Source organism: Bradyrhizobium sp. BRP19 (assembly GCF_020194195.1).
Classification (GTDB): domain Bacteria; phylum Pseudomonadota; class Alphaproteobacteria; order Rhizobiales; family Xanthobacteraceae; genus Bradyrhizobium; species Bradyrhizobium yuanmingense.
The window spans coordinates 23,896-42,756 of the sequence record NZ_JADYVZ010000026.1 but is presented as its reverse complement, the minus strand read 5'-3'; the positions used below and the strand labels follow the sequence as shown (position 1 = coordinate 42,756).

At 57.5% G+C, this 18,861-nt stretch carries 17 protein-coding genes; 14 read left to right on the top strand and 3 right to left on the bottom strand.

Annotated elements, in window-relative coordinates; genetic code table 11:
- Positions 1 to 217: 217 nt before the first annotated feature.
- Positions 218 to 757: a DUF87 domain-containing protein gene (locus I6F36_RS40085; RefSeq protein WP_225145519.1), complete on the bottom strand. Its 540-nt coding sequence runs from the start codon at positions 755 to 757 to the stop codon at positions 218 to 220.
- A 1,278-nt stretch (positions 758 to 2,035) separates the two neighbouring features.
- Here I6F36_RS40085 and I6F36_RS35795 point away from each other — a divergent pair.
- The 6 genes from I6F36_RS35795 to I6F36_RS35770 all read left to right on the top strand — a co-directional run bounded on the left by I6F36_RS35795 (position 2,036) and on the right by I6F36_RS35770 (position 9,128).
- On the top strand, positions 2,036 to 3,997 hold the full coding sequence (locus I6F36_RS35795; RefSeq protein WP_225173082.1) for a hypothetical protein: 1,962 nt from the start codon (positions 2,036 to 2,038) through the stop codon (positions 3,995 to 3,997).
- Positions 3,987 to 4,994 (top strand): M12 family metallopeptidase, encoded by a 1,008-nt coding sequence (locus tag I6F36_RS35790; protein ID WP_225145521.1) that lies wholly within the window; start codon positions 3,987 to 3,989, stop codon positions 4,992 to 4,994. Before I6F36_RS35795 ends, I6F36_RS35790 begins: the two co-directional genes overlap by 11 nt.
- Positions 4,995 to 5,073: 79 nt before the next feature.
- Positions 5,074 to 5,310 carry a hypothetical protein gene (locus tag I6F36_RS35785; protein WP_225130035.1) on the top strand — a complete coding sequence of 79 codons (237 nt, stop codon included), beginning with the start codon at positions 5,074 to 5,076 and terminating at the stop codon, positions 5,308 to 5,310.
- 228 nt (positions 5,311 to 5,538) lie between these two features.
- A complete protein-coding gene (locus I6F36_RS35780; protein WP_225145522.1) occupies positions 5,539 to 6,537 on the top strand; it encodes a hypothetical protein in 999 nt (332 codons plus the stop codon).
- Positions 6,538 to 7,243: 706 nt separating this feature from the next.
- The gene (locus I6F36_RS35775; protein ID WP_225145523.1) at positions 7,244 to 8,332 is read left to right on the top strand and encodes an ABC transporter substrate-binding protein; all 1,089 of its coding nucleotides are present in this window, start codon (positions 7,244 to 7,246) and stop codon (positions 8,330 to 8,332) included.
- A 4-nt stretch (positions 8,333 to 8,336) separates the two neighbouring features.
- Entirely contained in the window at positions 8,337 to 9,128 is a 792-nt protein-coding gene (locus I6F36_RS35770) for a hypothetical protein (protein ID WP_225145524.1), read from the top strand.
- Between the two features lie 1,585 nt (positions 9,129 to 10,713).
- On the opposite strand, the gene I6F36_RS35765 is transcribed toward I6F36_RS35770, so the two are convergent.
- Together I6F36_RS35765 and I6F36_RS35760 are read right to left on the bottom strand one after the other, a co-directional pair.
- Entirely contained in the window at positions 10,714 to 11,016 is a 303-nt protein-coding gene (locus tag I6F36_RS35765; protein WP_225145525.1) for a hypothetical protein, read from the bottom strand.
- A gap of 97 nt (positions 11,017 to 11,113) precedes the next feature.
- Entirely contained in the window at positions 11,114 to 11,590 is a 477-nt protein-coding gene (locus tag I6F36_RS35760) for a DUF3833 family protein (protein ID WP_225130044.1), read from the bottom strand.
- A 487-nt stretch (positions 11,591 to 12,077) separates the two neighbouring features.
- Between I6F36_RS35760 and I6F36_RS35755 the strand changes: the two genes are divergently transcribed.
- From I6F36_RS35755 to I6F36_RS35715, 8 genes are all read left to right on the top strand, one after another.
- Positions 12,078 to 12,323: a hypothetical protein gene (locus tag I6F36_RS35755; RefSeq protein WP_225145526.1), complete on the top strand. Its 246-nt coding sequence runs from the start codon at positions 12,078 to 12,080 to the stop codon at positions 12,321 to 12,323.
- Positions 12,324 to 12,379: 56 nt separating this feature from the next.
- Positions 12,380 to 12,601 carry a hypothetical protein gene (locus tag I6F36_RS35750; protein WP_225130048.1) on the top strand — a complete coding sequence of 74 codons (222 nt, stop codon included), beginning with the start codon at positions 12,380 to 12,382 and terminating at the stop codon, positions 12,599 to 12,601.
- 13 nt (positions 12,602 to 12,614) lie between these two features.
- Positions 12,615 to 13,037: a hypothetical protein gene (locus tag I6F36_RS35745; protein ID WP_225145527.1), complete on the top strand. Its 423-nt coding sequence runs from the start codon at positions 12,615 to 12,617 to the stop codon at positions 13,035 to 13,037.
- Between the two features lie 472 nt (positions 13,038 to 13,509).
- Complete coding sequence (locus I6F36_RS40080; protein WP_346657227.1) at positions 13,510 to 13,830, top strand: Fic family protein; 321 nt, start codon at positions 13,510 to 13,512, stop codon at positions 13,828 to 13,830.
- 415 nt (positions 13,831 to 14,245) lie between these two features.
- Positions 14,246 to 14,443: a hypothetical protein gene (locus tag I6F36_RS35730; RefSeq protein ID WP_225145528.1), complete on the top strand. Its 198-nt coding sequence runs from the start codon at positions 14,246 to 14,248 to the stop codon at positions 14,441 to 14,443.
- An 845-nt stretch (positions 14,444 to 15,288) separates the two neighbouring features.
- Positions 15,289 to 17,421 carry a hypothetical protein gene (locus tag I6F36_RS35725; protein WP_225145529.1) on the top strand — a complete coding sequence of 711 codons (2,133 nt, stop codon included), beginning with the start codon at positions 15,289 to 15,291 and terminating at the stop codon, positions 17,419 to 17,421.
- Between the two features lie 222 nt (positions 17,422 to 17,643).
- Complete coding sequence (locus I6F36_RS35720; RefSeq protein WP_225145530.1) at positions 17,644 to 17,850, top strand: hypothetical protein; 207 nt, start codon at positions 17,644 to 17,646, stop codon at positions 17,848 to 17,850.
- Between the two features lie 449 nt (positions 17,851 to 18,299).
- Positions 18,300 to 18,683 (top strand): hypothetical protein, encoded by a 384-nt coding sequence (locus tag I6F36_RS35715; protein WP_225145531.1) that lies wholly within the window; start codon positions 18,300 to 18,302, stop codon positions 18,681 to 18,683.
- Positions 18,684 to 18,861 lie beyond the last annotated feature (178 nt).

Here is an 18,861-nt window from a genome sequence, read left to right as displayed (position 1 = left end):
CTTGCACGATGCACCACTCGCGGCAACAGCGTGGCGATAGTCAGTCACAAGGAGGGAAGTGCCGTTCAACGAGGCTCTGTGCCACCCTTATTCGACCACAGAGCTGGTTCCGTGCCGTCATACGAAATCGGCGTAGCCGCATCAGCGCCCGTACACCCTAGGGATTTCCCTAGGTGCGAGCAGCACACTATGGGATCGCAAAAGCCCTGTCGGGCACCTAAGGCGATATCGCATTAACGCTTAGTCCCCGTTGAAACGGTGAATTGCGGTAGGCCTCACCTATGAGCTTAATCTCCAACGTACACTTGGCTGATCGCGCCGTCATGAGCGGATCCTCTCCTGGCACTGCCACCGCGCCGACCATCGAAACGATCCCGTATGCGTTGAGAAAACCGAGAGGAATGCGTACAAAGCTTCCTATCTGACCCGATAAACGCGGCCGTGAACAATGGGGCTCGTTGACGGCAGATCTGGCGAGAGCGTAGCGTAGAACGTCGCCCCGACTACTCGTCTGACCGTGCGGCGCCGTATTCGCTATGCGAAAGGATCCTGTTGTGAGGGCCTTCAAAATTGCTGCGACGGTGTTCGATTTTCCTGCGCCGGTCGATCCAACGATTGCAGCATGTCGCGTAACAAGTTTATCCAGATCTAGCGTGGCTTCCAAGCTCTCTGAAGCGGAATGGCTACCGATGGCTACTGGAGCTGACCCGCTGGGAGCATAGATCTTGCTAAGGTCGTCTTCAGTGACGACGTGCACCTCATCATCAACGGTGATCTAGAGAAGAACCTTATCAAACCACTCAAGGGATCCGAAATCTTACGGTCTACGGGCCTGATGCGGCGCTGGTCGGCGGCACTAAGGGGTCCCTGTGCTGTCGGCGGGCGGGACTTTGATGCTTTCAATCGCGAGCGCGGACGGAAGAGCTGAGTAACACCCAGCTAAAGCTCGAACAGATCCGTAATGCCATCCGGACCCGGCGCGATCTCTTCGATGAAACGCGAAGGAAACGAATACTTGAAGAAATTGAATATTCTGACGGCTACCTTCACCAAGTGGTGGACGAATTTGAGACAAGGAAGGTGACTTGGTGTGATGCGTAGTGTCGCATTTCATCGTCGTGCAAGACATTAATGGATTTTCGGCGAAAGTCAGAGATCTGTAGAGATTGAGGCTGATATTCAGATCATGCGTGACGCGAACGGCACCGTGGATCGCTTCGGTGCGTTTCAAAACGATCCTCGGGAAAACTGGCAACCAACGGCACAAACGGGTTTCCGATGCCTGCATGCTGCTCCTAATACGAGAGATGCGGGACATAGTTTTAGAGCTCCAGGGCCGATTATGCGCAGGTCGCGTTGTGCGCGAGTCCATCGACTGCCGCATCATCACCGAACGACGAAATGTCTAATAAGATCCAAGAAGATCGCGGTGCGCTTGAAGGGGTTGGCTAATGTTCGAACCACCGTCCGCGCGATGCGAATTCCCGAAAGCCAATGCCCGGTGCCAAACGGCTCTGCCGCGAGACAAGATGCCATCAGCATCGAACTTTCTAGATTCGAAGCCGCGAGCCTCTCATGAGTGCGACGACGGTTGCGCGACAAGTTGTCCCAGAGACAAAAACTACCTGACGGTTGAGATTTGGACTAAACTACGAAATCTGTCGTAGGGCAGCATATTGACCTTCGAGACCCGAGCAGGCAACGCGACAACCGTGGCCGCGGCAAGCGTCGACTGCGCGAGTTACTTTACCTTTAGCAATACTCTTCGCGGGCACATTGGCGGACCCGCCATTCTTGGCAAGAATTGAACTAAGTTAGGCTGCTAAATGCGTAGGGTGGCTTTTTTCAAGCTTGTAGAGTGAACCAGCTCACACACCGGCGGCCAAGGACGTTGCAATATCTGCGTGCCGCTTTTGACGTGCGATGTCGATAAACTTGGGTCGCCATTCGTACAAAAAGTGTTTCGGTGACCCGGGTGAAATCTACGCCAAAAGGATCGCGCTCTGCTGGCTGAATTGTGCTGGGGAGTCGTTTTATGGATATTCAGGCGCACCCGCCCCTTCCTTACGTGAAGCCTGAAAGGGCATCGAGTGTACCTTTCCCGAAGATCGGCAAGGTACAGCGTGAGCTGACTGCATCGGCCAACTATTTTGTAGTGGACCCGGTCTTTCTAGCTACCGCCTCTTTGCAACCGTATCAACGAACGCATCAGGACCCGATCCATCGGCCGCTCAGGATCTACACGCTTGATCCAGCGGCGAGTCGGCAGGATGGCGCTGTGGCCGTGTTAAATGTCCCATTCGAGCGATTGCGCTCGGGGCCCGCGGGCAGCATCCTGGAGGTGGTCGATTGGGACGAGACGACGGGGCGGCTCAACAAGCCGGTCGAGTTGGATGATCCTCGCATCCTGATAGAAAATGGACGGCCCCCCTCGCCGTCCGACCCTATGTTCCGGCAGCAGATGGTCTACGCGGTCTGCGCGGCCACGTACGATGTCTTCAGACGCGCGCTCGGACGCGATCCGTGCTGGGGCTTTCACTCTCGTCCTGGTCAAGCTTATGCAAAGCTCAGAATTCGGCCACAGGCCTTCTGCGGCCGCAATGCCTATTACGATTCATCAGCAGGGGAACTCAAGTTCGGCTACTACACTGCCGATGGTAGCGTTCAGGGACGAAATCGACCCGGCGGTCGGGTGTTCACGAGTCTCTCACACGACATCATCGTGCATGAGATGACCCATGCGTTGCTGGACGGTCTTCGGCCGCGCTTTCGGCTGCCGACCCACCCGGATGTCGCGGCCTTTCACGAGGGTTTTGCCGACCTCGTGGCGATGCTCATGCACTTCTCGTATTCGGATGTCGTTCGTGCCGCAATTGAGAGGTCAGGCGGCAAACTCGAGACCGATGCGCTGCTTCTGTCACTCGCTAACCAATTCGGACATACCACGGGTTCGGGCGGGCCGTTGCGATCGGCCATCGATGCAGCGGGGCTGGGACAAGACGAGGAGCGCAGCGTCCGACGATATGATCAAGCTGGCGACGAACCGCACGAGCGTGGCTCGCTTCTAGTAACGGCCATTTTCGAAGCATTCGCGACGATACTTCGCCGGAAGACAAAGCGATTCATTCGCCTGGCACGTCTAACTCCCGGTGAGGCTCCAGGTTCGGAGCTTTGCGAAATTCTCGCCGACCAAGCAAGCACACTGGCATCACAGTTCCTTTCGGTTTGCATACGTGCCATCGACTACTGCCCGCCGTTCGACCTGTGTTTTGGCGAGTATCTGCGAGCAGTTATCACTGCGGATTTCGATCTCGTTCAGGACGACCCCTTCGGCTATCGCGAGGCCATCATCGATTCCTTCGCCCGTCGGCGCATCTACCCGGATGACGTGCCCGATCTCGCGGAGGACACTCTGCTATGGCGACCACCTGACAAGCAAATGGAGCCGATCGAAGACCTGCACTTCAAGAGGTTACGTTTCGCGGGCGACCCGGGAAGAGCAGCCGACGAGACCGAACTGCGCCGGCAGGCCGAAGCACTCGGATCCTACGTCATGCGGGCAGGGTACGCACGCGCGTTCGGCTGCGCTTTACCGGGCGACGTGCAACTGAACGGAGATCACGTCGATCCTGCAGTTGTTGGTTCTATTCGCTCCCTTAGCCGCATCGGCCCGGACCGGCAGGTCACCTTCGATACGGTCGCCGAGATCACCCAGCGGCGTTGGTGCAAGCAGATATCGGGAACGTCCACTGAAGTCATCGGCGGCTCAACCGTCATCCTCGGCCCGGACGGCCGAGTTCGCTATGCAATCCGAAAGTCCGTGACGGATCAACGCCGAATACGAGCGCAAGCAGACCATCTTGACGGTAAAGGCGGTTCGAAGAGATGGACGAAGCGCGGCAGCCGCCACCAACTGTCGCGATCCGGTATATGCCATCTCTTTGGTGGAACAGTCGGTGTCCAGCAACCAGCAAGAGGAGAACGACATGAGCGATAGCGAACAGAAACTCCGCCAAGCATTAATGAGAATCGCAGAGGTGGCTCAGGCAGCGTCGGATACCGGACGGTATGTGGACGAGGACGATAAGCCGAATGGCGGCGAAGCTGCGCGGCGCCCCCATAACCACGCGGGTGGAAAAAACGCGCATTGTTCAATTAAGCAACTGCCCGGCCGTCTAGCCGAAAAAGCGGCAAAGACTGCAACGACCATCAATCCCATGAACCGAGTTAACTTCGGTGCCATTGGCTCCGTGGCACGCGGCCTGGTACTCTCGCCAGCAGCGATTGCAGTTTTGGTTGGTAAGTATTGGGGCCCGCAACAGCGCCGGCTCACGGTCAGCTTCCTGGATGGCGGGCCAAGTGATCTGCGCCGCCGGATCATTCAGCACATGAATGCCTGGAACCAAACCGCAGGGATCTCATTCGTGGAGACCCGTGGTGTGGGTAAGGTGCGCATCTCGCGAAATCAAGCAGGATACTGGTCTTATCTCGGGACCGACATCCTGCACATTCCCAGTAATCGGCCGACGTTGAACCTCCAGGGTTTCACCATGAACACAGCGGACAGCGAATTCCATCGCGTCGTGCGTCATGAAGCTGGGCACACGCTCGGCTTCCCGCATGAACACATGCGTGAGGAGCTGGTTGACCTCATAGACCCACAAAAGGCCTATGACTTCTTCCTGCGCACACAGGGGTGGTCTCGTGAGATGGTGGACCAACAGGTGCTGACACCGCTCAGCCAGGACTCGATAATGGCCACCCCACCGGACCAAGATTCGATCATGTGCTATCAACTTCCGGGATCGATTACCAAAGACGGTCAGCCGATCCGGGGAGGTTCGGACATCAACGCCACCGACTATGCCTTCGCGGGACAGATCTACCCGAAGGTTTCGTCAGAGGGTGCACCGTCGATCCAAGCTCAAATGGGCCTCGCCGACGAATGGTCGCCATCGGAAGATGTGGAGGTGGACGAGGAACTGGTGCCGTAACGCTTTGCCGCGCCTCGTCGAGATTCAGGCCTCCCAGGACCTCCCACCCGTGCTGCACGTGCGGGTGGGAGACGTACTGATGTTTGGAGCAAGCGGCGGTCGTCTTCTGGAAGGCGAGACGGCGATCGAGCTGTTAGGTGTCTTCTCGACCGGCGTACTCTCGGACGATGGCCGGGTGCTAAGCCCACTCGGACCGCCAACCAACATCTTGTTTCGTGCGCTTCGATCGGGGCAGGCCCGCATCGAGGTGATAAGGGGAGATCCATGGCAAGCTATCCCGCAACGGCACGAGATCGCGATTGTTGTCGTCGTCTGACGGCGCACCGAAGACCGCCCCCCTAGAAAGTCTGAGCGGAACGTCTCGTCGACCGTTAGCACGACTAAAAAACGGCCGGGCAATCGGCGGCTTGAAGACTTTAAAAATGGACCGGGGGCGTCTACTCACCACACTCGCCCCGTCCCGTCGACCCGCGCGCATTGCATGCTTCCAACGCCATCACACAGAAATGTGGCATGCTCAATTGAGCCTCGAGGAGAATTTCACATGCCAATCGGAGACAATCTGCCGACCCAATCTGAGCGATCCTTTCTCAATCTGTTTGAGCCGCCGCCACAGTTAATTGAACCCGCCGTACGCGCCTGCCGCCTATTCAACACGGCGCTGGATATCGTCTTTTACGATGTAGCGACGTTGGCCGCGCAGCTGGCCGAAAAAGACGCGTCCGTGCGAGCTCGGGAGGAGAAACCTCCCTCCCGGATCGTCCAGCTCGATGCACTCAGTGACCCTGAAGGCTCGCTTCTGCTCATCGACGCTAATACCGCACCCTATGTGCACAGATACACCAATGTGGAGGTCTTCTTGACTTCGCCTCACCCGGAAACGCGGGCTGTCGAGATCGTAACAATCACGGGGGTCGGTAGTTCGGCCCTTGGCAGCGCCGCGCTGGCGTGGGACATCTCGATAGCACTCGGAAAACCTGTGCTTGCCATCGTCCCGGGATACGGCATGGCTGACGTCATTCTGCAGGCGCTAGGGGGCTGGTTCGGCTTCGGCCTTTACGACTATCTGCATGCAAAGAGCTTGATCCAGAACGCTCTTGCCAATGCCGCGCCCCGGACAGCGAGCATAGGCCGCCAACTGCCCGCGTCTACGCCGGATGCGAAGACCCTGCACGGCGCGCCAGTCTTTCGCCACGGCTCCGGCTCCTCAGACGTTCTTCACGCACTCCTCCTTCATCGTGACGCGGCATTCAAGCTTCTGGTTGGACACAGCAAGGGCGCCCTGCAGATCGGCAATGCAATCAGATCCCTTCCACCGGACCGATCACACGAACTCCGGGTCGTAACGCTCGGCTGCCCGATTTCGACGGATGTCGAGGGCGTCAGCTACTATCAATACCTTGGGCTTTTCGACGCCCTGGGACAGCTCAACATGTGGGGACACAGGCCGAACCAATGGCCACCGACTTGGCACAGTACGAACCCCAAGTTGCCACCGGCGATGACGGCGGGGAAATACGCGGCAGATGCTTTTCCGGCCTGACTTCTGCTCCGCCCACGCCTGCTCGGTCGTTTCTACGTTTAGATCCGGGCACGTCGCTGATTTGTGGACAGCAACCTGATATTCTACGGTTGGTGCTACCTGACAGCGATCGCGGCGTCTCTAAGAAAGGAGCCAGACGTTAAGTTCGGAAAGCTTATCCCCTCAATCTGCATCATCGCCCCATTTGTTGTTTCGCCGGCTCCGGAACACCACCAACCTCTTCTCAACCAACTAGTTTCTCGGTTTGCGAAGGAGAGTATGAGCGGAGTTGTCCTGATCATGATGCCTTTACCTATTGTGGCACCATAAATGGCTGGGCAGAACAGGCTTGCAAGATCCAAAATTCACGTGAACTACCGAAGTATCGCTTGATCAAGCGCACGTAGACGAGCTTATTCGCTTCTATCAAGGATCTCCGATTGGGGGCTATCGGCCAAGAGATGCCGTGATGCCATTGGCACAGAGTTATCTCTGTTCACTGACTTCACCGATAAAGGTCAAGATCGCGGCAAGTGCTCCGCAGGGAAACGGGGATTACCGAGCGGTTCGAGTCGGCCGACCACAAATTTGCACGTCCCAGCTGGTGCCCTCTTGTTCCTCAAAGCTACCAAAGGTAGAGTTTGGAATTGAATCATTTCGCGCGTTTTATTGCTCGTCCAGAACTATCTGGACAGTACTTGCCATACTGCATCCATGGGAGGCTCACATGGGTCGCTGGAAAACGATCTTTGCAGTAGTCTTAACTTTACTCGTCATGCATCTTCCGGCAGAGGCGCAAGACCCAGTAATTCGTATCGGTGTAGTGGCGACCTTCACCGGTTTCGGGGCAAATGAAGGCCAGCAGTTTCGGGCCGGAGTATCCGCCGCTCAGAATGATCTGAGGCAAATAGCCAACCGACCGGTGGAGGTCATTTTCCATGATCATCAGAATAAGCCGGACATCGCGGTCAACAAGGCCCGCCAGCTTATTGCAGTCGATCGCGTCAACTTCCTGATTGCAAAAGGCGGCGCATCTGTAATGCTGGCCGTGTCCGGGGTGAGCGAACAGCAACAGACGCCAACCGTCTTGGTCGGGCTATCTAAGGCGCCGTTTTCGGACCAGCGACTAAAGTACTCATTCCACATCGGCGATAGCGCCGAGCAGCTTACAAAGCTCGCCGTTCGGTATGCGAAAGACAATCAAGATCGTCGTACGAGCTACATTTTTGAAAGCCAGTTTTTCGCCGAAGCGCTCAGCCGTGAAGCCCAAGTCAGCCAGCTGCCGTTGCAAAATTGGAATGGCACAGCTGGCTCGCCGGCGATTGTGTTCATGTTTGGCGGGGATACTCGTAACATTCGTTTGGACGAACTCCCATCAAACAGCCTTCTCATCGGTGGCATCAGCCTCCTGGAGATCGGCCGCCTCGGAAACCAGATCAAAGTGGCGGCCATCGCGCCGCACGATCCCAGCCTTCGAGAGCCACGTAGCTTGCCCAACTCCTTGAGGGACATGAAGGGAGCGGATGCCTACTATGGCTACGCAGCCTTTCAAATCCTGGCACGCGCCGCGCGGAATGATCCTGCTCCTGACCGAGTTGCTGCGAGCATGCGTGCCGACTCGTTCGATACCGTCCTTGGACAACTCAACTTTATGGCCGGCGGCGAATGTCGTCAGCCTAAGCTCGCCGTGTACGTCATGAACGACAATGGCTCATTCCAGCTGTGTCCCGACTGTGGCGGCGTTCACGATGGCTGTAATGGCTCCGCGTGCAAGTGCAAGGACGGCTCTTGCAACAACGACTGCTGTAACAAATAGGCCAATGATTTCCGATGATCCCAAGAAGGCTATCAAGTTTGTAGCCGCGTTCCTGCCAGGCTTCATTGGTCTGGGCCTCGCAAGTTATTTGGTCGATCTGCGGTTCGGTGAACTTGCATACGCCTTTATTTCGATTGCGATCAGCATCGCATCCTTTGGGATTGCCTCGCTCGCGATGCGGCAATGGCGCGCAAAGAAGCGGAAACCAGCGCAAGCAGTCGCAACGGCGGAGATAGTGCTGGCATATGTAGTCGCGCTGGTTCTCGGAATTTTCGTGTCGGTTGCCTACGATGATGATTGGGTGATCACGGCGGTGAACAAGATACCTTTCGTGTCGCTTACCAAAACAACTCAAGACCACCCGCTTTTATACGTACTAAAGAAGAGCTTCACCTGTGTGGCTGTGCGTCCTATCGATGCTCGTGAGAACAACACGCTGGTCTATACGAAGGCGATGGTACGAGCGATCGTAAAGGATTATGCGACCGTCGAGGGATTTATCCGCGTTTACCCGACCGAACTTGATCCCGCTCAGGTCTTTCTATCTCCTGCGTGCAAGATAGACGGAAAAAAGACGACAGCAATTCCTGGCCCTGGCGTTCTCGTGCAGACAGAAAATGTCATTGCTTGGGAGCTCATTGATGCGACCGCAAGCGAGTGTTGGAAGATCCACTACGGCAGCAAGCCGCCGTGTCTTTGTCCTTCGGAGGAGGTCAAAGACAAATACATGGCGCGAATGAACGTGGAAAGGCATGAACAACAAGACAAGTACCAGCTCTGCACGGCGGATAAATAGCCTGACTTCGGCAGCCGGCTGGCAGCATTTTCGCACGAGCCGTCAAGAAGCGAGTCTCTCAAGACGACCAAGCGGCCTGTGTTCTTACGTATATTTGTACGGTTTCATCCTTATATGAAACTCAAACGTGCTCGACTGAGCATTGACGATGAAAATTGATTGCGTCGCCAGCCTTCACGCCTAGGGCGTCGAGATCAATCCACGAGCCGTTGCAACTATCCAGCGGTTGCCCCAGCGCACGATAGATTCGATTCGCCCGACGCCGGGGACCACATCACCTCGTGCTGCCATTCGAATCCCATCGGGCCCTTCGAGCACCGCTGTTCCGCCGCGAACGTCCAGCACTGCCCAACCTGCCAGGGTCGTTGGTCTTGTCTCGGGAACCGACAGGAGCGGCCCCGCAGGCTGGATCGAGCCCGTCACAGACATGTCCACTTCGAGAGCATCCGCCGATTGCGCCGCATTTGGCGCTTTGGTCCCAGGCTTCGGAGCAACGCTCGCGATGAATGTGGAGGGCTGCCCCAAAGCAGGCGCTGTTCGCGAACCCGATGCAATCTTTCGGACGCCTTCGGCTTTACCGCCTGCCCTTGTATCTGGCATGCGGCGCGAAGCCGTTTCTACCTGAGCAGTCGGGTCGAGAGCCGAGATAGCTGCAGGACCGTACCAAGCGCCAGCCCAACCCAACGCAAAGCCCACCCCCAATGCGGCCGCCGCGACGAGACAAATAGTCAGTTTTGGAGGCCGGCCCGGCGCCAATAGCGCCAAGATCTCAGCTCGATTGGGGGTCGAGAAATCCGATTGATCGCGAGTGATGGGCCACGTGAGCTCGCCACTGCCGTGATCTGGGGCGATCGTGATCCTTTCCAAGGTATTCGCATGGTGCAATTGCATGCTTGGCTCCCTTGCGGTCGCCAATGATCGTACCGGGAGCTAAACTAACCCTTAACTGCCGGTGCGCTCGGCACGGCTAAAGAGAGGTCGTAGAGCGCGAAGGGGCTGCCTTCGCGAGAAGGAGCGCGCCCGGCTAGGCAGCCGTTGCGCGAGTAAAGGGCAGAATGGGACTACCAGCTCGAGAGACCGGGGCGCACGTGAATGCCGCGATACCAGGCCTAGCTTTGCCGAACTGGGCGAACTTTCAGAACGAAACTGACAAGACAAGCGAAAGGAGTGCGCTGTGACGTCGGTATCGGGACCTTTGCGTGGCCCTTTTTAACCGCCGCAGTTTATGGGTTGTATTTTCCTACCTTGGATTGCATATTTTTTTCCGTTGTCGACCGCCTGTTGCCTTTAACAATTATGGTTTCCTAATGAGTAATCGAGGTTGGGTTCACTATTCGACTATTCTGGGCGAGCGGGTCGAGGGACTGGTCGCACTATTTCGAGAACTGCAGACTCTCCGCCGCCGCCTACGAGCCACTCAGGCGAGAACGATTGTCAGGACTAGCCGTATCCCCAAAGCCAGTCGTAGACGGAGAGCACTTCGGCGGACATAGCTGTCGCGAGCTCGTAGAGCCGTTCAGTGCGATGAAAGAATTCGGCACTTCCGCTTTCTAGGAAGCTCGCGCCAGATCGCTCTACCGACACCTCATTGTCCAGTAATCAGGGTATCGAGTGTTGCAGATGGAATAGTCAGCAACAGCTCAATCGTGAAGTGAAAGAGCGTATTTTGGCGGCTCGTCATCTCGGCGGACAACAGCGCGCTGAAGATGTAATTGTAAAGTGAGAGAACAGCGTTGCGGAACCCTTCGTGCTCGGCGGGGGAGTAGGAGTGCGCGTCATCCAGACCGAGAACATGACCATCAAGCTGAAGCCGTGCTGGCAATGAAGAAGGCGATCGCAGCGACCTGTCCGGCCGAACGGACGAGGTGGTTGCAGGTGGCTTTGGCATGCAAGAGCTTGGCGCGCCTTGTCGAAGGATCGGTTCCTGCGCCTACAATCTCATCTTGATGCTGCGCCAGAGCGCTCGACATCCGCGGGCATTGGGATCACAGCTTCCGATAGGTAATGTGTGCCGTCGCAAACGGGATGCCCGCACGTCCGGCGCTCCCACGCACGATGCAGGCGCGATCATCTATTGCGTAGAACCAATCATCGAAATTCAATTTGATCGATTTACCGCCTGGTTGCGGCGTGTCGCGAGTGTACTTCCAATGAAAGGCGCAGCCGGCTTGCTCTCCAAGAGCCTCACCTTCCAGCCGGTTTTCCAATCCGGTGTACTTGCCTTCGTTACCTTTTCGTATGGTCCAGTGCATCGTGTCGCAATGGCCATCATCGAATGTGTACGTCTCGGTGAAGATCACGATTTGGGTATCTGTCTCGAATTCGCCGTGCGCCGCAATCGTCGCGCGCTTTAGCAATCCGCCAACGAGGCTTTCCAGCACCGCCCAGCCTTCGATCCGCCCCACAAAGAATTGCTCCGGAAGAAAGATCGGCCTTGTTTCTCTGAAATCCTCGATCGCCATCGGTAGCACCCAATCAAGGGATTCTCCGTACTAAGTCCCTTGTTACCCATTGGGTTCCGATTAGCCGCGCCTTGCAGCGCCGTACTTCAAGTTATTGCGGCCCGCGAATAAGGAAAGGGCCGCTCGGACATTCCGAGCGGCCACCGGGGCTAAAAACCAGGGCGGTGACCTCAGCTCCGGCGGCATCTGTGATAATTTAAGCTCTGCGGGTGAACAGCCCGGCGTGCAAAGTTCCGAGCCGAAGGTGGAGATCCGTTGCATCTCGGTCACAGAAAGGATGCCCTGGAAGCTTTTGGTTAGTGGCATTCGGCAACTAGATTTCAGTTTATTTCAAATCTGAGATCGAATTTGTAGCCAACTGATCCGCTCAGGCGCTATCTTCTGCATTCAGACCTTTTGATCGCGAAATTGTTTGGCTCACGTGATGAGCCGCTTTGAGTGTCTTCTTACAGAGCATGACCGCATGCGCGTTGTGTAGGGGATAGACATGTTGGATCACGAATTCAATGAACAGCGCGCTAAGTTACTGCGTGAACTCGCAGAGCAGGCTGACCCATTTGTTAAAAGGCGCCTCCTGAAACTGGTGGAGCGGTATGAACCTAAGGGGCGAGCAGCGCCGCTTCACGAGCTCACTTTGGGCCTCGGCGATGCCGCCGATCGCAAGCAAGCGCCACCTCCCGATCCGGGCGTACCGCCGTCTACCATCAGCAGAACACGGGTAAGTTCTGATTGAAGTTCGTCTTCTGAATATCCGTGCGTTCAGCCCGATAAAACCCGCAACTAGCAATTATGGCAATCCAGATCGTCATGGACCGCACCGGCGACAGCCGTCATCTCTTCAATCTTCACGACGCACAGGAATTGGTCAGGGCCGAACAGCGCTTCAATGAGCTGACGAAGGTTGGCTTCACCGCTGCGGTCCGTACCGGAACGGACCAGCTATCACAAATCAAATCATTCGACCGGAATGCGGAAGAGACCATCTTTTTTCCGAGGCTCGTTGGAGGTTAGTGGGAGCCCAGCCATGTTGGCCTTCCGATCGTTGGCCATGGGCAGCCGTTCTCGCATGAGAGCGACACGAGCCCTTTTCATCAAGCACGGCGCCGAAAGCACGCCGGAAGGCCGCTCGCTCCGGCTCTTGCGGGAGTGGCTTTCGCAGGCGCAACGCGAGCAGCTAGCTCGCAAAGGTTACTTCGAGGTGATCGGAAACGAGAGTGGGAGCCAATACAGGGTCTACGCCGGAACTTCCGGTAATGTTTGCGTGGTGGACGAGCGCGATCATCAGCAAGAGGGATTGTGTTTCATGCCGGTGGGCTCTCTGCCGATAGGAGACGTGATGCTCGCCCAGAAGATTGCGTTGGAGACATGCGAAGCCCACGTGCGCGCCGTGGCGAAGGGGTTCACTCCAAGTCGTTTTCATTTTAGGCAAGCCCGACTGCTCGGCTGACTGGCGGTCGCATCATTGCGCTTGCGAGTGGCGGCGCAGGCGTCCTGTTAAGTTGGTTCGCTGCTGAAGCTGGCCGGCGGAGTTTAGTGCTGGGGTTCATCCAATGCCTTGAGTCGCGCGTGGAGAAACGCGCTAGCATGGTCATAATTTGCATCACCGTCCACGACCGCGCGAGCGCGCGGATGGAGCACGCGACCGACCAATTTCGGACCGACTGCGCCAACACGCTCTGACCACTGGTGCAGACGTTCATCGGAAAGGTTTTGGCTCGACGTGAATAATTTCAGCCACCGAGATGCGCCGTCATGCTTGTTGTGGTGTCGGGCAACAAATGCATAGAAGGCGAATAAGCTTTGGACATCCTCACGGGATACTGCTCGCTGGGCCATGAACATTCTCTTGTGAAAATAATCATCAGCGAATCAAATACGGATAATACATTTCTCCGGGTGTCGAATACCAAGAAAATTAAATGCCGCTCGGAGGTGAGCTTCGAGCTCTGCAGCGCAGCGAACCTCCATTTAGCTGCTTTAATGCGAGCCGCGCGCAGCTTGGGCACACTGCCCGTCCGCGCTTTAGCGGAACGCGGCCCCCGGCTCTTCACCCTCCTCCCTTCAAGTGCACCGCCGGGTCGGGGCCGCTGGCCCACTTCCTCTCCGAACTCAACGTCATTCACGCGTTCCGCGAAGGCAATGGTCGCACGCAGCTTTCGTTCTTCCTCCTTCTGGCCGATCATGCCGGTCATCCCATCGACCTCGAAGATCTTGAGCCGGATACTTTCTGGATGCGATGATTGCTAGTTTTAAGGGGGACGAAGGACCTCTCGCCGTGGTTATCAGCGACCTGGTCACCTACTAGGCCCCTATCGACAGCTGCTCAAGACGCGACTTCCTTCGTTCGTCGCTCGATCTCTTTTTAGGAGATCCGAACTCATGGCCGAAAAGGCTGCGACGCGTTCGCGCATGCGCGCGAGCTCCGCCTTTCAGGACAGCAGCATCCTGATTTTTTGAGCCATTTCAGAAGTCAAAGCCGTCCGACCCACACAGTCTACGCGGTCGAAGGCGAAGGTGATTCACGACCAAGGTCGGCGCCGCCTGGGCGCACGAGGACGGCGACGGCTACAACATCTCGCTCACGGCGGCCCTGCCGCTTAACGGGCGCCTGGTGGTGCGCACCGCCAAGGCCGATGCCAAGAACGAGGCGGCGCGATGAGCGCCGCTGCCTTCCGCCGGTTCGTCGTCAAGGCGTTTGAGTACGAAGAGTGGACGGTCATCGTCGAGGCCGGCAGCTCCGCCAATGCGATCCGCAAGGCCGAGGCGATCTGCCGGGCCGACAATTTCGGTGTAGCGAACCGCTTTGATCTCGGCTGGAAAGCCCAGCCGCTGGTTCAGGAGGTGCGCCAGTGAGCACCGCCGGCAAGCTCCCTTCGCAACCGCGTTATCCAGGGCCACTGCATCCAGGTCATGCGGCAGATGGCAACCGGGTCGGTGGACTTCATCCTGACCGACCCCCGTATGTCTGCCGATACAATCGAGTAGCGGGCAGACCATCCGCAATGACGACAACACGTCGTGGATCCGACCGGCATTTCGCGAGATGCAGCGCGTCGTGAAGAACCCCGGCCTGTGCCTGACCTTCTACGGCTGGGGCCGAGCCGATGTCTTCCTTGACTGCTGGCAGGCTGCAGGATTCCTGGCCTGTCGGCCATCTCATCTTTCCGAAGCGGTAGGCCTCGTCCTCCCGGTTCGTGAAATAGCATCACGAACAGGCCTTCCTCCTTGCCAAGGGTGACGTGCCCCTGCCGGAAAATCCGCCGGCCGATGTCATCGACTGGGTCTGCACCGGCAATCGTCTGCATCCGACGCAGAAATCCGCGAAGATGCTGCAACCGCTCATCGACAGCTTCTGCAAACCAATATCCTCGCGTCGCTTGCGGGCCGAAACGGTACGAGCTGCAGGAGCCAGAGCACTGCCAGTTCCGATCGGGCCGCTCGTTGAGCGATGCCAAGGGCGGACCGCCGCGAGACCACCGTGGCCCGGCGGCGCGCGGGAGAGCCGCGGCAGATCAACGCAAGGAGCTACAGCGACAGCCCATCGACCATTTCACGATCGGTCGCCGGCCGCCCGCCAGCTAGACCAAAAGTTCCCCATCTTGGGCATTGACGTTAGCATCGATACGACCCTAGGTTTTCCCAATTCATTTTACTGCTCGATCCGGTGGGTGCCTTCGAGGCCCATTAAGGAGACAAGCATGATTACTTATTTGATAGCCGCAGGCGGCGTGTTCGGGTTTCTCCTGACAAGGTACGTTGCCGCGCAGACCAGGGAAGGCTCACTCTGGCGCGCAGTATTGCGCAACCTCAATCGTTTCTTCCTGCCGTTCGCTATCGCCGGCATTATCTTTTCCGGCCTTCAGATATGGCTCTCCCTCACCGACGACCTCGAAGGAGCCAGCCGGACCATCCGGGAATTGGAGACGGAACTGGCCCGTTTGCGGACTGTGGCCACCTTTCTGAAACCCTCTCCGGCGCTGGAATTCTCTATTTATCTGGCCTTGATTTTTCTGTTTGTGGCACCCTTCTGGGCCAGCCATCGGACCGTAATTAGCGTCTTCAGCGGCTATCTTCGATCGGTAAGCTTCGCCTACGTCTGGCTGACGCTGCTGACCTCTCTTACCTTCTTCGGCGGCATCGTTGCAGGTCCTGATGGCTTGCTCGCCCAACGAATAGCGACAATCGAGCACCACATCGAACGGATTGATGAACGATATGCAAAGGCCCTTCTGGAAACGAAAGCCGTCCTTCTCGCCGAGCTGATGCCTCGTCTCGTGAAGACCTACGAGACGAAAAAGAAGGATGATGATGACCAGCAATGGCCACATATCGTTCTCCTGGCCGACAAGCTCCGAAAGGCGCTTGGGAACCTGCCAGGACAATATCCCTCTCTGCTGGACGGGCCTCACGGCCCCCCGAACGGACCAACACCATCACCTGTACGTCCGCCAGGACCTCCGCCTGCGAGCGCTTCGGTCGCTTTGTCATCGTTGAATGTCGACGAACCGCCGATCGTCAGGCCTCTTCCGCCTCTGGAGAAGCTGCAAGAGAAACCGGCATCCCAGCCGCTGAGCGAGCGCCGTGTTGCGCCCGCAAAATCGGATGCTCCCACCGCTACACCGCTCGCTCTCCAGTCGGTCGCGTACGCGTATCGTGGGCGGATCCAGCCGTTTGACCAGGCTCTTCGCCTCAAACCGACCTCGGTCGCCGTAACATTCCCGGATGTGCAGGCAACGCGTCCGCAATGGTCGCTCGAAACGGCCGAAGCGATTGAAAAGGAGCTGAAGGCGTCCTCGGCAGAAAAGCGAACTGTTCCGGAAGAACTTCTCGCTTCGACGGGAGCACGCGCAATTGGCGCCGCCTACGAGGGAAGCGTCGACGCCGTGATGGATGTTCTGAAGAACAACGAGGACCTCGGCCTGCCGCTAGGTTTCCTGGCCGGCTTTGTGGAAGCCTTCCTCAATGAATCAGTAAAGACCGCTATCGAACGAGCCATCGAGAAGCAGAGCGCACGGCTTGCGACCGGCGCGAGCAAGCTCGCAGCAGCGGTATCAGGATTCACGGACGACGTGGCCGCCGCTGTAGCCAAGGGGTTTGGGAGCAAGCTCCGCGCGCGCACTGAAGCGGTCGTCGCCAAGATCGATGCCATGGAGAAAAGCATAGCTGACGCTCAATCCAAGATTCCGAACGACATGCAGGCGTTATCGATCCAGCAGTTCGAGCCTCGGTGGGGCGGTCTCGCAGCCGTCTGGGGGCAGGCGACCGGTCGTCTTCCCGACGAGTTGCGCAAGCCAGCCGCAGAGGTGCTTGGCGAAATTCGTGAAGCAATCGAGAAGCTCGGACCTGTCGATCGAATGACCTTGCTTTACAATTGCGAGCAGGTCTGGCTCGACTCGACGGAGACAACCCGCCTCAGCTACATCTCGGCGATGCTCCGGTGCGAGGAGCTCGCCGGGCGCACCACCGCTTCCTTTCAGCAGTCTCTCCGCAAGGCGCTTCCCGGACTACTCGCTGGCGAAATTGCTGATAAAGGTCTTCTTGACATGGTTCCGTCAATGGTCGGCGATACCAAGATCAAGGACAAAGATCTGAATGAGCTAGTGGCAGCCCTGCAAAACGCCCGGTCCGACGCGCTCGGCACTCCCGGTGCAGCCGCTCGCTTCATTGCTGAAAGTCGCAAGGCTTCTCCATCGCGGGCTCGAAGCGGATTCATGGCGGCGATGGGAGCGACTTCTTGCAACATTCGCGGGGAGCTTGTGACAGAGCATTACGTGAACAATGTGCGCGTCTCGGTCACGCGAACTCCGATAACGCTGCCCTGTTTCCGGTAGCTGTTTCAGAGTTCTTCTCACCTCAAGAGGGCCTGCGATCGGGCTCGCGAGTATTGAGGATAGACCGCGATCGCATTCGTCGAGTGGCGGCGCCCCGACAAGAACGTACGGCTCGCGAGCGTATACTTGCCGCCGTTCTCTGAAGCCCTTGCGCGCAACACTCCTGCCACTCTGTTGAACAGACGAGGGACGAAGCGCCCGCCCCTTCCGTAAGCTGCAGGCATGCGCGTCGTCGTGCCCGCCTTGCTGCTCGCCCTATGGGGTGCCAACGCCGTGGCACAGGACTGGGGCAACATGGCCGTGATCTCATCGACGCTGGGCAACAACACCAATCGGCTTTGCATCGGCGACCACGCGCGGAGCTCGTTATCGATGAGTGCCGTAACGGTTGCCAGTTCTCGAATTGAGATAAGTCCCGCCACGGTGTGATGAGCCGGATCCGCCCAAATAGCTGCCGCCATGACTGGTCGTGTGATGTCCGCCGCCGTAGCTGACGCGCCCTCCATGTCCTCCGCGTGCGTTTGCTTGGCCGATCACGCCGAGCAGCAACAGACCGGCAACTATTGCAATCAACTTCATATTTCGCCCGCCCCTTTCGAATGTGGAAGCGTATCCAAGCGCAGCCGATGCGTGATAACAACCTTTGATACGCGCAAAATATGCAGCTTTGCGCCGAGAACAACTGGAGCCGAGCCGTTTTTCGGCGCGAGTAAGGCGCGCGCCTGTCCCCGAAACGTCTCGATCTCCAATGGAGCCGGTGACCTCGTCTGAATGCCCAATCCGATCGTGCAGAAATACCGCAGATGAACGACCCTCTACGCTGATTATCATCATGGCCGCCATGCTAGCATAGGCCTGCTACTTGCTCGGGGCCAACATTGTCATCACAGGAAATTTCCACCCAGTCGACTGCTGCAGCCGATCGGGATCTAATCTTCGTAGTGATTGAGCGTCATCGCGAGCTGTCGGCGCATTACGATGCGGCCTTGTCCGTATCGGCGAAGCTCGATGGGCCCGAGTTTGATGCCGCCGACGAAATCAGCAGTCAAAGGACCCATGCTCTCGCGGAGCATGCGAATGTGCTCATCCGTTCAACGCCAACGACGATCGCGGGCGTTATTGCTCTGACCCGTTACGTCGGCAGCCTACGAGAGTGGGAACTTCCCGATGATGATGCATGGTATCGGGTTTTCTTAGGAGGACTGGCAGACGCGATCGATGGAATCACCATGGCGCAGCGGCTTGGGCGAGACGGCGATTAACATGGCGCTCGCTTTCATCTTCCGCGGCATACTTTTCTGGGGGGCCATTGCTGCGCTTCTCTATTTCGTGTGGAATTTGCCCTTCTGAAGCCCGACGACTAGGGGCTCTCCCGAAGCTGATCCGTCTTGAAATCGTCGACCACGAATGCCTTGGGAGCGGCGCGGCAGGCGCGGCCTG